13 protein-coding genes and 1 tRNA gene are annotated in these 12,335 nt (G+C 67.2%); 8 read left to right on the top strand and 6 right to left on the bottom strand.

The features are described from left to right. The first annotated feature begins 96 nt into the window (after nucleotides 1-96). Nucleotides 97-450, top strand: coding sequence for a hypothetical protein (locus ABIC63_RS16110; RefSeq protein WP_294365598.1), 354 nt, complete (start codon nucleotides 97-99; stop codon nucleotides 448-450). A gap of 132 nt (nucleotides 451-582) precedes the next feature. Then, the gene (locus ABIC63_RS16105) at nucleotides 583-1,218 is read left to right on the top strand and encodes an SIMPL domain-containing protein (RefSeq protein WP_294365959.1); all 636 of its coding nucleotides are present in this window, start codon (nucleotides 583-585) and stop codon (nucleotides 1,216-1,218) included. Between the two features lie 35 nt (nucleotides 1,219-1,253). Here ABIC63_RS16105 and ABIC63_RS16100 read toward each other — a convergent pair whose 3' ends face one another. Continuing rightward, nucleotides 1,254-2,027 carry a 3-hydroxybutyrate dehydrogenase gene (locus tag ABIC63_RS16100; RefSeq protein ID WP_294365961.1) on the bottom strand — a complete coding sequence of 258 codons (774 nt, stop codon included), beginning with the start codon at nucleotides 2,025-2,027 and terminating at the stop codon, nucleotides 1,254-1,256. A 65-nt stretch (nucleotides 2,028-2,092) separates the two neighbouring features. On the opposite strand from ABIC63_RS16100, the gene ABIC63_RS16095 reads away from it, so the two are divergent. Both ABIC63_RS16095 and ABIC63_RS16090 read left to right on the top strand, forming a co-directional pair. Further along, nucleotides 2,093-3,049: an alpha/beta fold hydrolase gene (locus ABIC63_RS16095; protein ID WP_354320488.1), complete on the top strand. Its 957-nt coding sequence runs from the start codon at nucleotides 2,093-2,095 to the stop codon at nucleotides 3,047-3,049. Nucleotides 3,050-3,146: 97 nt separating this feature from the next. Then, the gene (locus ABIC63_RS16090) at nucleotides 3,147-5,279 is read left to right on the top strand and encodes a RelA/SpoT family protein (protein WP_502935882.1); all 2,133 of its coding nucleotides are present in this window, start codon (nucleotides 3,147-3,149) and stop codon (nucleotides 5,277-5,279) included. 169 nt (nucleotides 5,280-5,448) lie between these two features. On the opposite strand, the gene ABIC63_RS16085 is transcribed toward ABIC63_RS16090, so the two are convergent. Beyond that, nucleotides 5,449-5,525 (bottom strand) — tRNA-Val (locus ABIC63_RS16085). A 252-nt stretch (nucleotides 5,526-5,777) separates the two neighbouring features. On the opposite strand from ABIC63_RS16085, the gene ABIC63_RS16080 reads away from it, so the two are divergent. From ABIC63_RS16080 to ABIC63_RS16065, 4 genes are all read left to right on the top strand, one after another. Then, the gene (locus ABIC63_RS16080; RefSeq protein WP_354320487.1) at nucleotides 5,778-6,137 is read left to right on the top strand and encodes a hypothetical protein; all 360 of its coding nucleotides are present in this window, start codon (nucleotides 5,778-5,780) and stop codon (nucleotides 6,135-6,137) included. An 88-nt stretch (nucleotides 6,138-6,225) separates the two neighbouring features. Next, nucleotides 6,226-6,774, top strand: a complete 549-nt coding sequence (gene phaR, locus ABIC63_RS16075; protein WP_234191855.1) for a polyhydroxyalkanoate synthesis repressor PhaR — start codon at nucleotides 6,226-6,228, stop codon at nucleotides 6,772-6,774. A 338-nt stretch (nucleotides 6,775-7,112) separates the two neighbouring features. Continuing rightward, entirely contained in the window at nucleotides 7,113-7,604 is a 492-nt protein-coding gene (locus ABIC63_RS16070) for a lipocalin family protein (protein ID WP_354320486.1), read from the top strand. Nucleotides 7,605-7,672: 68 nt separating this feature from the next. After that, nucleotides 7,673-8,149, top strand: a complete 477-nt coding sequence (locus tag ABIC63_RS16065; protein ID WP_354320485.1) for a GAF domain-containing protein — start codon at nucleotides 7,673-7,675, stop codon at nucleotides 8,147-8,149. A 2-nt stretch (nucleotides 8,150-8,151) separates the two neighbouring features. On the opposite strand, the gene ABIC63_RS16060 is transcribed toward ABIC63_RS16065, so the two are convergent. From ABIC63_RS16060 to ABIC63_RS16045, 4 genes are read right to left on the bottom strand one after another with little or no spacing between them, the layout of a single operon-like run. Further along, entirely contained in the window at nucleotides 8,152-8,928 is a 777-nt protein-coding gene (locus ABIC63_RS16060) for a glycosyltransferase family 2 protein (protein WP_354320484.1), read from the bottom strand. Then, nucleotides 8,895-9,698 carry a lysophospholipid acyltransferase family protein gene (locus ABIC63_RS16055; RefSeq protein WP_354320483.1) on the bottom strand — a complete coding sequence of 268 codons (804 nt, stop codon included), beginning with the start codon at nucleotides 9,696-9,698 and terminating at the stop codon, nucleotides 8,895-8,897. The genes ABIC63_RS16060 and ABIC63_RS16055 overlap by 34 nt, the downstream gene beginning before the upstream one ends. Nucleotides 9,699-9,737: 39 nt before the next feature. Then, a complete protein-coding gene (locus tag ABIC63_RS16050; protein WP_354320482.1) occupies nucleotides 9,738-10,877 on the bottom strand; it encodes a chorismate transformation FkbO/Hyg5 family protein in 1,140 nt (379 codons plus the stop codon). Next, nucleotides 10,874-12,232 carry an NAD(P)/FAD-dependent oxidoreductase gene (locus tag ABIC63_RS16045; RefSeq protein WP_354320481.1) on the bottom strand — a complete coding sequence of 453 codons (1,359 nt, stop codon included), beginning with the start codon at nucleotides 12,230-12,232 and terminating at the stop codon, nucleotides 10,874-10,876. The genes ABIC63_RS16050 and ABIC63_RS16045 overlap by 4 nt, the downstream gene beginning before the upstream one ends. Nucleotides 12,233-12,335: the final 103 nt, after the last annotated feature.

The following is a 12,335-nucleotide window of genomic DNA, read 5'->3' as shown; positions in this document are numbered from 1 at the left end:
CGACCCCATCGCTCCGGATGACACGACGTTACACAACTTGCGCCCGCTCGCGTGACAGCAAAGTTCTCGCATTGAAGCGGTGGCAGAGTACGGGCCATGACGACTGCGTGCTGCTTCCTGCGATCCACCCCCGGCTTCGGCCTGGCGGTGGTCATGGCCGCGGCCGGCGCCACGTTGGTGCCCGCCGCGTGGGCCGCCGAAGGCCCTCGCTGGCAGGCGCAGGCCGCGCACCAGCGGGCGATGCCGCAGGAGGATGCCGCCACCGAGGCTGCCATGCGGCAGCTGTCGCCAGCGCAGCGCGCCGAGCTGCGCGAGCAGCTTCGCAGCGAATGGAATGCCCGGCACCCGGCCGACGGCGGTGGCGCTGATCCCGCTGCGGCACGCGCCGATGGTTCTCCGCCGCGACGCGGCTGGAACCTTCCCTTTCCCTGGCGCGACCCGCGGCACTGACCGGTGCCGCGCGTCCGTCTTCAACCCATCCCAAAGAGGAACTGCTTGACCATCCTTCGCCCCCTGCTCCGCGTTGCCGCCCCCGTGGCTTTCGCCGTCCTTTCGCTGCCCGTGCTGGCTCAAGAGGGCCCGATGTGGTCGCCCCCGCAGAACGTGCTCCAGCTGTCGGCATCGGGCTCCGTCGATGCCCAGCAGGACATGTTGACGATGACGCTGTCGACCACGCGCGACGGAACCTCGGCCGCCGCAGTCCAGGGCCAGTTGAAGGCGGCCGTGGATGCGGCGCTTGCCGCAGCGCGGACGCAGGCGCAGCCCGGTGAACTGGACGTGCGCACGGGCAACTTCAGCCTATCGCCGCGCTACAGCCGTGAGGGCAAGATCAACGGTTGGCAGGGGAGCGCCGAGGTGGTGCTGGAGGGTCGCGACTTTCCCCGAATCACACAGGTGGCTGGCCGCATCGACAGCCTGACCGTGGCGAACGTTGGGTTCAGCCTCAGCCGGGAGCAGACACGCAAGGTCGAGGCCGAAGCGCAGGCCCGCGCCATCGAAAGCTTCCGCCAGAAGGCAGCCGCGTTGGCACAGAACTTCGGCTTCTCCGGCTACACGCTGCGGCAGGTGTCGGTCAATGGTCCGCAGGACTTCACGGCTCGGCCGCGCATGATGGCGGCCGAGGCAATGGCCTTCAAGGCGGATGCCGCACCCGTGCCCGTGGAGGCGGGCAAGACCACCGTGACGGTCAATGTGTCCGGGTCGGTGCAGCTGAAGTAGGGAACACGGCGCTTCCGGCGGCGCCACGGGCAGGACTATTGCGCCGTCCAGCCCCCATCCATGGCCCACGCCACGCCCCGCACCTGGTCTGCCGCAGGCGAGCACAGGAAGACCGCCAGGCCGCCCAACTGCTCGACGGTGGTGAACTGAAGCGAGGGCTGCTTCTCGCCCAGCAGGTCGTTGTTCGCCTTCTCGACTGTGATGCCTTCGCGTGCGGCACGATCATCGATCTGCTTTTGCACCAGGGGCGTCAGCACCCAGCCGGGGCAGATGGCATTGCAGGTCACGCCGGTGGTCGCGGTCTCCAGCGCCACGGCCTTGGTCAGCCCCACGATGCCGTGCTTGGCCGCCACGTAGGCCGACTTTTGCGCCGAGGCAACCAGGCCATGCGCCGAGGCGATGTTGACGATGCGCCCCCAGTTGGCTTCGCGCATGGCCGGGATGGCCAGCCGGGTGGTGTGGAAGGCGCTGCTGAGGTTGATGGCGATGATCGCGTCCCACTTCTCGGGCGGGAAGTCCTCGACCTTCGCCACATGCTGGATCCCGGCGTTGTTGACCAGCACGTCCACGCGGCCGAACTTGCTCGCCGCAAAGGCCATCATGTCCTCGATCTGGCTGGCCTTGCTCATGTCGGCGCCGTGGTACTCGGCCTTCACCCCGAGGGCGCGGATCTCGGCCAGCGCGCCATCCGCGTCGCCGAAGCCGTTGAGCACGAGGTTGGCGCCCTGCTGTGCCAGCGCCCTGGCGATGCCGAGTCCGATGCCGCTGGTCGAGCCTGTGACGAGCGCTGTTTTGCCTTGAAGCATGATGGGCTGTTCTCCGCGATCAATTAGGATGGACGCGAGCATATCGCCAGCGCCACGGAGACGTTTGCATGACAGAGCCCATCCTTGATTTCGTGGACTGCGCGGATGCGGGCGGCGGTCATCGCATGGCCTATTGGCAGTGGGGTGACCCGCAGGCCAGCCATGTGGTGCTGTGCGTGCATGGACTCACGCGCCAGGGGCGGGACTTCGACGCGCTGGCGAAAGTGCTGATGGCCGAGGCGCCGCAGCCGGTGCGCATCGTTTGCCCGGACGTCGTGGGCCGCGGTCGAAGCGACTGGCTGGCGGAGCCAGCGCACTACCAGTTCCCGCAGTACGTCGCCGACATGATGGCGCTGCTCGCGCACCTGCATGCGCGCGCGCCGATCGTGCAGTTTGACCATGTCGGCACCAGCATGGGCGGCCTCATCGGCATCTTCCTGGCCGCCCAGCCAACCTTGGCGCCCGTGCCTGTGCGGCGCCTCGTGCTCAACGATGTCGGTCCGGCGGTTGAATTCGATGCGATCGCCCGCATTTCGGGCTACGTGGGGCAGGGCGGCGTCTATGCCACGGTCGAAGAGGCGGCGCAGGTGCTGCTCGGGATCTCCGCGGGCTTCGGTCCGCACACCCCCGAGCAGTGGCGTGCGCTGACGGTGCCGATGCTGGTCCCGGCCAGCGAACGCAGCGCCGACGGCCGGCAACGGCAGGCGCCGACGCAGGGCAGCACCGATGTCGGCCCTTACCGGCTGCATTACGACCCGGCCTTGTCCGTGGGCCTGCGGGCGCTGACGCGCGAGCAGGCGGCGCAGGGCGAAGCGGTGGTGTGGGCGGCCTACGATGCCGTGACGGCGCCGACCTTGCTGCTGCGCGGCGCGGATTCCGATCTGCTGTCGCGCAGCACGGCGCAGGCGATGACGCAGCGGGGGCCCAGGGCTTCGCTCGTCGAGTTCGCCAACGTCGGGCATGCGCCCACGCTGGTCGATCCGGCGCAGTCGTCCGTCGTGGCGTCCTTCCTGTTCGCGCGTTGAGTGCACATCCAGAATTTGCGATTGAGAGTTGTCAGTGTCAGAGCCAGCCGTCGTTGAACATGCCCTGTCCGCCGCCACTGCCCAGGTGGCGCCGGGCATGGAGGACATGCTGGCCCGCGCCCGCGCCTTCGCAGCACCGCTGATCGAGGGCGAGACGCTCGACACCGGCGAGAACACGCTGGCGCACGCCGATGCGGTAGCCGCCATCGTGGCCTCGATGGGCGGCTCCGAGGCCATGCAGGCAGCCAGCTATCTCGTCTACGCCTGCCCGCACCTCAACCGGCCGCACGAGGTCATTTCCAAGGTCTTCGGCGACAACTACGCCTCCCTCGCGCTGGAGACGACCAAGCTGGTCCAGGTCCAGAAGCAGACGCGCGGCGTCGTGCAGATGGCCGACGGCAGCGGCGCGCAGACCGAGACGGTGCGCAAGATGCTGCTCGCCTTCTCGCGGGACCTGCGGGTGGTGATGCTGCGCCTGGCCTCGCGGCTGCAGACGCTTCGGCATGCGGCGGCCGTCAAGCAGCCGGTGCCCGAGAGCATGGCGCGCGAGTCGCTCCAGGTGTTCGCGCCGCTGGCCAACCGGCTCGGCATCTGGCAGGTCAAGTGGGAGATCGAGGACCTCTCTTTCCGTTTCCTGGAGCCGGACACCTACAAGCTGATTGCCCAGCTGCTCGATGAGAAGCGGGCGGAGCGCGAGGTCTATGTCGAGCAACTGCGCGCGCGGCTCGAGCGGGACCTTGCCAGCCAGGGCATCGAGGCGAAGGTGCAGGGTCGGCCCAAGAACATCTACAGCATCGTCAAGAAGATGCGCGGCAAGTCGCTCGACTTCGGCCAGGTGTTCGACATCCTGGCCCTGCGCGTGATCGTGGGTGACGTGAAGGACTGCTATGCGGTGCTGGCCTGGGTGCATTCGCACTTCCAGCCGATCGTGGAGGAGTTCGACGACTACATCGCCCGGCCCAAGCCCAATGGCTACCAGTCACTGCACACGGTGGTGCGCGACGTGGCGGGCGGCCGGCCCGACAAGCCCATCGAGATCCAGATCCGCACCGCGCAGATGCACGAGCATGCCGAGCACGGCGTGGCGGCGCACTGGGCCTACAAGGAAGCCGGCCCCAAGGGCTATGCCGGTGTGTGGGCCGGCGGCGAGTACGACGCGAAGATCGCGGTGCTGCGGCAGTTGCTGGCCTGGGAGCGCGACCTGTCCGGTGGTGACCAGGGCAGCGGCCTCTTCGACGACCGCATCTACGTGCTGACGCCCGATGCCGCCATCGTGGAGCTGCCCCAGGGCTCCACACCAGTGGATTTCGCGTACACGGTGCACACGCAGCTGGGCCACCGGTGCCGGGGCGCGCGCGTGGACGGCGCCATGGTGCCGCTCAACACGCCGCTGCAGAACGGCCAGACCGTCGAGGTGATCGCCACGAAGGAAGGCGGGCCCTCGCGTGACTGGCTCAACACCGATCTCGGTTATCTCGCCAGCCATCGGGCGCGTGCGAAGGTGCGTGCCTGGTTCAATGCCCAGGCCACGCACGAGACCGTGGCGCGGGGTCGCGAGGCGGTCGAGAAGCTGCTTCAGCGCGAGGGCAAGACGGCATTGCGCCTGGAGGACCTGGCCACCCAGCTGGGCTTTCGCAGCGCCGACCATCTGTTCGAAGTGGTGGGCAAGGACGAGTTCTCCCTGCGCAACATCGAGAACCTGTTGCGACCGCAGGAGGCTCAGCCCGCGGCCGACGAAGCGCCGCTCATCCGCAAGCCCCGGGCCACCGATGGTTCCGGCAAGGGCGGCGTGCTGGTGGTGGGCGTCTCCTCGCTCATGACCCAGCTGGCCAAGTGCTGCCGACCTGCGCCGCCAGATGCGATCCGGGGTTTCGTGACACGCGGCCACGGCGTGAGCGTGCACCGCGCGGACTGCAGCAACTTCAGGATGATGGCGGCGAAGGACACCGGCCGCGTGATCGACGTGGAATGGGGAACGCCGCGGAGCGGCAGCGACATGGTCTATGCCGTGGACGTGGCGGTGGAGGCGGCCGACCGCCAGGGATTGCTTCGCGACATCTCGGACGTCTTCGCGCGCGAGAAGATGAACGTGATCGGCGTCCAGACCCAGTCGGTGCGGGGGACGGCCTGGATGACCTTCACCATCGAGATCGCCGATGCAGCGCGGCTGACCCACGTGCTGGGCATCGTGGCCTCGGTGTCTGGCGTGCGCTCGGCCCGGCGCCGCTGAGCTTTCGCCCAAGGGGCGGCGCGCGGAGCCTCCGGCTTTCCGTGCTGCTCGTTCCAAGGCAAAGTCGTTCGACGAATGGAACTCTTTGCCTTGCGTAACCCACGAACAGGCAAAAAAATAGCCCCTTACGGGGCTATTTTTGGTGTGTGCCTGGTTGACACACAGCGTTTGGTAGGCGCGATTGGACTCGAACCAACGACCCCCACCATGTCAAGGTGGTGCTCTAACCAGCTGAGCTACGCGCCTGTGTTTGTTCGAGAGGGTAGAGTATAGCACGGTACTTTCGGAGTTGGGAAGCCCCCTGCCGAATCTTGCGGAAACAGTCCGACTCGCTGGGCCGCAAGCCGTCGAATCATTCCTCCGCCTCGATGTCGGTTCGCCCTGTCTTCAGGCAGCACGCCGGCTGACCTTCCTGGCTGAACGTCAGATGCAATTGGTTGCGGCGTGTGATAACTTGGCTCGCACATAACAATCACTTTGCGCCTTCGGGGAATCCTGATGAACTCGACTTCCGTCCTTCCTGATGACCTTGCTTCGCGGCGCCGCATTGCCATGCTGCTGCATCAGGCCCCGCTGGAATTTGCTCGTGCCGTCTATGGCATCAATGACCGGGCCAGTGGGCGCGTCGGCACGATGGCGGCGCAGGACGTGGCGCGCGCCGAAGGCATGGGTGTGCTGGTGACCCGGGAGCGCGTCCAGCAGCGTGCCCGCTCCTACCTGCCGATGGAAGGCCGCGAGCATTGCCCGCGATGCTGGGTTTTCGCCAGCACGCGCACGCCTCTCTCGTTCCAGCGCATGGAGGAGGGCCATGAACTCGCACGCTGCGGCAGTTGCGGTGCCGAGTACCCCAATCCCTGAGGCTTGGCGGCTGGGCAGGGTAAACCTTGGAATGCGCTTCCAGTCGCCTCCCTAGAATGGGTTGCTCGTGGAATGCGAGGTGTGTGGTTTGAAGGAATCTCCAGTGCAGGGCAAGAAGGCGGCGGCCAAGTCGTCTGAACGGGTGATCAAGAAGTACCCGAACCGCAGGCTCTACGACACCGACTCTTCGGCCTACATCACACTTGCGGACGTCAAGCAACTGGTGATGGACCAGGCGACCTTCGTGGTCCGCGATGCCAAGACGGGCGAAGACATCACCCGCAGCATCCTTCTGCAGATCATCCTGGAAGAAGAGGCCGGTGGCGCGCCAATGTTCACCGAGCAGGTGCTGGCCAGCATCATCCGCTTCTACGGCCACGCCATGCAGGGCTTCATGGCGCCCTACCTCGAGAAGAACATCCAGGCCATGGTCGAGGTGCAGACCCAGATGGCCGACAAGGCCCAGAGCTTCACGCCCGAGATGTGGTCCCGCTTCATGACGATGCAGTCGCCCGTGCTTCAGGGGTTGATGGGAAGCTACGTCGAACAGTCCAAATCCGCCTTCCAGCAGATGCAGGAGCAGATGCAGAAGAACGCAGACCAGGTGCTTGGCGCCTTCGGCCTCAAGCGTCCCTGAAGGCTCGGGCTGCGCGGGCAGGGTGCGCGCATCGCCTACCAACTACCCTTGGCCCGCTTCAAGCCTGCCGAGAGGCCGGCGGCGCCCACGAGTGCCCGCTGCCCGCTGCTTCAGCGCGCCTTCCCGCTGTTCGTCCGCAAGCGCGGTGACCCGCTCGGGTAGCTGGTCGACCATGCACAGCGCTGTCGTTCTTGTCCGACGTTGCCCTCAAAGCCGCTGAGGTACTTTCTCGTACCTCTACCCACGTCTGGAATGCCATCGTGAGACCTGCATCGTCCTCGGTTTCCCTCTCGCGCCGATCCTTGATCGTGGGCGGCGTCGTGCTCGCTGGATCCGCAGTGTCCGGATGCGCGGTCTCCACCCCCACCATCGAACGCGAGGCAGCGGTCGACCTGCGCCGATTCATGGGCGATTGGTATGTCATCGGCAACATCCCCACCCCGCCCGAGCGCGATGCCTACAACGCCGTCGAGTCCTACCGGCTGGACGACGAGGGCCGCATCCGCACGCGCTTTCGGTACCGCGAGGGTGCCTTCGACGGGCCTCTGCGGACGATGAACCCGGTGGGTACCGTGGTGGAAGGCACGGGCAATGCCGTCTGGGGGATGCAGTTCATCTGGCCGATCAAGGCCGAGTACGTGATCGTCGACGTGGACCCGGCCTATTCGCTGACCATCATCGGTCGCAGCGCCCGGGACTACGCCTGGATCATGGCGAGGCAACCCGCCATCCCGGAACAACGCTACGACGCGGCCGTCGCCCGTCTGCGGTCGCTGGGCTACGACACCACCAAGCTGCGGCGCGTGCCGCAGCGGTGGCCGGAGCCCTGAATGTCCGCTCACCCTGGTGGGCCCGCGGCGGGCTCCACGACAATCGCACCTTCTGCGAAAGTGTCCTGATGAACGAGATCCAGTGGTTCGTGCGTGTCTGCCAGATCGATGGCCTCGAAGCGGCTCTGCGCGAGCTCAACGCCCGTGTTCCCCACCGCTATACCGGCGTCTACCGCTTCGAGGGCGACCTCATGCGCAACCTTGCGCTGGTGGACAAGGCGGGTGAAGCGCGGCCCGAGCATCTGGCCGCGGTGCCCTTCAAGGACAGCTTCTGCCAGTACGTGCTGCGCGACGGCGGCTTCCAAAGTGGAGACACCGGCGCTGACCGTCGCCTCGACGGCCATGTCTACCAAGGCGTGTTGCTGAGCTATCACGGCGTCCCGGTGCTGGACGACGCCGGCCAGCTCTTCGGCTCGCTGTGCCACTTCGATCAGGACAGCAAAGAATTGAGCGACGGCGAATTCGCCATGATGCAGCGCGTCGCACGGGTGATCCCCGCCTTCCTGCGGTCCCGCTCGGCGGGCATCGCACTGCCCGCGGCCTGAATTCAGCGCTGGAAGGGTGGCGCTCCCCGCAGACGTCGCCAGGCCAGGGAAGGCAGGCGCAGGACGAACTCGATCATCAGCCGCGTGTGCATCCACGTCAGCAGCACGTTGTCGCGGCCATAACGGAAATGGGAGACGCCGCCTTCGTCGGCGCTCAGGTACTTGACGGGCGCGTCGATGTTGACGGGCTTCACGCCGCGCCAGGCCAGTCGCACCACCGCCTCGGTGTCGAAATCGAAGCGTCGCATCCAGGGTTGCCGGTCCATGATCGCGAGCAGGTCGTCGATGGGGTAGACCCGGAAGCCATACAGCGAGTCGCCGATCCCGGCGAACAGGGTCTCCAGTTGGGTCCATCCGTTGGAGACACGGCGCCCGCGCACACGCAGCAGCGGGGCACTGGCGTCGAACACCGGCCGGCCGAGCACCATCGTCTCCGGCCGCTGGATCGACGCTGCCATGAACGCGGGGATGAGCGCCGAAGGATGCTGCCCGTCGGAATCCATCGTGAGCGCGTGCGTGAATCCTTCGGCGGCGGCGGTTCCCAAACCCTGCATCACGGCGGCGCCCTTGCCCCGGTTCTGGGGCAGCACCCACACGCGCAGGCCGGCGTCCGCCCGCGCCATCTGCTGAAGTTGCTCGGCCGTGCCGTCGGTGCTGCCGTCCACCACCACCCACACGGGGTTCCACTGGGCCCGGGCTTCGCGCACCGTCTCGAAGACTTTCGGCCCGGTGTTGTAGCTGGGGATCAGGACAAGGTGGGTGCGCGAGGACTCTGGCATTCGGCAGCGGCCGCCTCGGGCGCGGGCCCGGGCGTCAGATGTTGTTGGAAGTATTGTTCGAGGCGTGCCGTGAGGGCGTTGCTGTCCGCCATTGGTGTGAAGCGTTCGCCCAGCCGCAGCTGGAACACGATCGGCAGCGGGGGGACCCGCCAGATCGGCCAGCCCTTGCCGAGGTACGGCGAGTCGGTGTCGATGAACACGGTCTGGATCGGGGCCTGCGCCAGCCGCGCGATCAACGTGACGCCGGGGCGGAAGGCATTGAGCCGCCCGCCGGTCGTGCGGGTGCCTTCTGGGAAGACGACGAGCTGGCCGCCATCGCGCAGGTCGTCGACCGCAAGCCGCACCATGGTCCGGGCCGAATCATTGCGTATGTAGCGCGCCAGCCGGGCGCCTGCACCCAGGAACACGTTCCTCATCAGCGATGCCTTCATGATGCAGGCGCTGTGCGGCAGGTGCGCCACCAGCACCAGGGCGTCGAGCATCGTCGGGTGGTTGGCGATGATCACGAGTCCCCGCTCGTCGCGCAGGGCGGACAGGCAGCGGGCATCGATGCGCATCATTCCGCAGGCGCTGGCCACGGTCCAGAAGAGGCGATAGCCATGCGCGATGGCTCCTCGCCCTACGTCACGCCCCCTGTCCGGGGGCAGCAAGGGATAAAGCACCATGGCGGCCATGTTCCATGCCAGCGACATGAGCCCCAGCCCCAACAGCAGCAGGTAGAGCGGCGGCGCAAGAAGAACCGCCTTGGCGAACCGCAGGATCGGCCTCATGGCTGCGCGCAATCCAGGCGAGGTTGGGGGCGGTGGCGGTCAGCGCGTGAGGTCATCCAGATCCGGGAGCGACGTGGTGCGGCGCGTTTCGGCGGCCTCGGGAGGCGGCGCGACAGCGGCTGCAGGACGGTCGGCAATGCTCATGTGGGTTTCGATTTCTAGCAGCAGATCGCGACGGCAGATGTCAGCGTGCAGGAACAGTGCGCGACGGAGGAAAGGACTCTGCGCGCCCAATGCCGCGGCCAACTGGTCGCGCAGCACCGGCGCGTCCTCGGGACGGCGGACGTAAACCACGGCGTCGCTCCCGCCAAGGGTGAATCCGCCGCCACCGTGGTGGTTCGCCTCGGCCAGCACGGCGTCGAGGTTGCGCAGTGTCTCTTCGAGTTGGGCCTGCAGGTCGTCCACATGGACGGTCGCATGGCCGACGATGCTGGCCGTGCCCGAGACGAACAGATGCTTCGTTCCGTCAGGCTGGCACACCACGGCCGCCCGCGAGAAGGTCGGCGCGCGTGGGCCGTAGTCGGCCGGGTAGCGCCAGGCTGGCGTCTGGCGCGGGTTCTCGATGGGCTGTGGCGGCACCCTGGCGGCGAGGAAGCGCAGGATCAGGCCACCCCTGTGCAGGCCGAGCGCGCAGGCTGCGGGGGCGCCTTCGAACGCGGCCTGGCCGGCATCGAGGAATGCCTGCTGCCGCCCGGCATTGAACTGGCGGTACCGTTCCAGCCCGCCGCCATCCTCGTTGATGCGCGGCAGGTAGTTCCAGAGCCTGTGCAAATGGGCAAAGCCCGTCCGGGCGAGGCAGGCGAAGAGGTCGCCATAGGCCCGCCGGGCAAGCGCCTCCAGGCCGGAGCCGTCTTCCGGCAGGTCGATGGCGCCGAACAGGTGCCGGCCGTCGTGGCGCCAGCGCACATTGCCGGTCTGGCCGGCCTCGACCGGCCCGCTGGCAAGCCACACATCGGCGCGCACCTGCTGCTGCACAAGCATCGGGGCCGGCACTGCAGTCAGGCCGTCAGGCAGCGCCGCGCCGTCCTCCATCCAGCCATAGACCAGTCCACCCAGGATGCGTCCGGATTCGACCCGGGCGGCATCGCTCAGGGGCCAGCGCTGAAAGGTCGAAGCGGGTACGACGGCGGCAGCGTCCGCGGCGCGGGCGCCGGTGGTGATGGGCGAGGCTGCACTCATTGCCGCTCGAGCACGTTCTCGCCGGCCAGCGGTCCCAGGTCTCGGATGTTGCGCCGGCGCCGCTGCCAGGCATGCCAGGTTCGCCGTGGATTGGCCGCGGACACCGCGTAGTAGATGGTCTTGAGGATGCGCAGCGAGCGCCAGATCGGCGTGCCGTTGTGGATGTCCCCCGCGAGCAGCGACATCAGCGCCTCCTTCACGCGGAAGGGGTTCTGCGGGTACATGAAGAACTCGCGCATCGTCGGGTTGGTGACGCGGAAGATGAACCAGGAGAACTCCTTCGGGCCCTTGCGCATGTACCGCTCGAAGGCGCGCCGCGCGGCGGGGGCGCGGCTGGGCTGGTCCAGCGTGGTGGCCACGAGTTCGGCACCCTCGAAGGCACTGTGCATGGCCAGGTACACACCCGACGAGAACACCGGATCGATGAAGGCGAAGGCATCGCCCAGCATCAGGTAGCGCTGGCCGGTGCAATGTGTGCCGCTGTAGGAATAGTTGCCGGTGGCATATACCGCGTCGTCGACCAGTTCCGCGCCCTTGAGCCGCTCGGCAAGCTCGGGGCTCATGGCGATGGTGTCGGCGAAGAACTCCTTGAGTGGCTTGTCGCGCGACTTCAGGTAATAGGGCCAGCACACTGCGCCCACGCTCACCGTGCCGTCCGCCAGCGGGATGTACCAGAACCAGCCGTGCTTGAACCAGAAGATGGTGATGTAGCCCTCGTACATGCCTTCTGCCCGCCACGCGTTGCGGAAGTGGCCGAACAGAGCCGAACTGTTGTGGCGCGGGTTCTTGAGCTTGGACTTCAGGCGGTTGGCCATGAAGGTGTCGCGGCCGGAGGCGTCGACCACGAAGCGCGCGCGCCACTGGCGCGAACTGCCGTCGTCGAGCGTGGCATGGATGGTCGCGCCCTGATCGTCGAAGGCGACCTCGCGTACCCGGCAGCCTTCGAGTGCGGTCGCGCCTTCCTTCGCCGCATGGCGGAACAGGATCTCATCCAGGTCGGACCGGCGAACCTGCCAAGCGTGGGTGAGCTTCTTGTCCCATCCCTCGCCAAAGCCGAGGCGGACACTGCGTCCGTGCTCCTGCGAGACGAACTCGGCGCCCCACTTGGCCATGCCGACGCGCTCGACCTGTTCGCGAACGCCCAGCCGGTCGAACAGCTCCACATTGGCAGGCAGCAGGGATTCGCCGATGTGGAAGCGCGGGTGATGCGCCTTCTCGGCCATCACCACCCGCCGGCCCTGGCGCGCCAGCAACGCGGCGGCCGTGGCCCCGGCCGGGCCGCCGCCGATCACGAAGACATCGCAGCTGTCCGAGTCTGGGGTCGACATGCCGGCGCTGGAGGAATCGGGGGTCATGGGACGGTGGAGGATTGTGAAAAAGGCGGAGTATGCCGTCCCGCCGAGGGGAAGCTTCGTTGCGGACGGTAAAATTGCCCACCCGTAACGACAGACAAGAAAC

Origin of the sequence: Pseudacidovorax sp. 1753 (assembly GCF_040544975.1) — a bacterium.
Lineage (GTDB): Bacteria > Pseudomonadota > Gammaproteobacteria > Burkholderiales > Burkholderiaceae_C > Xenophilus.
The sequence above is the reverse complement of the archived record's forward strand: the minus strand, read 5'-3'. Positions and strand labels throughout refer to the sequence as shown.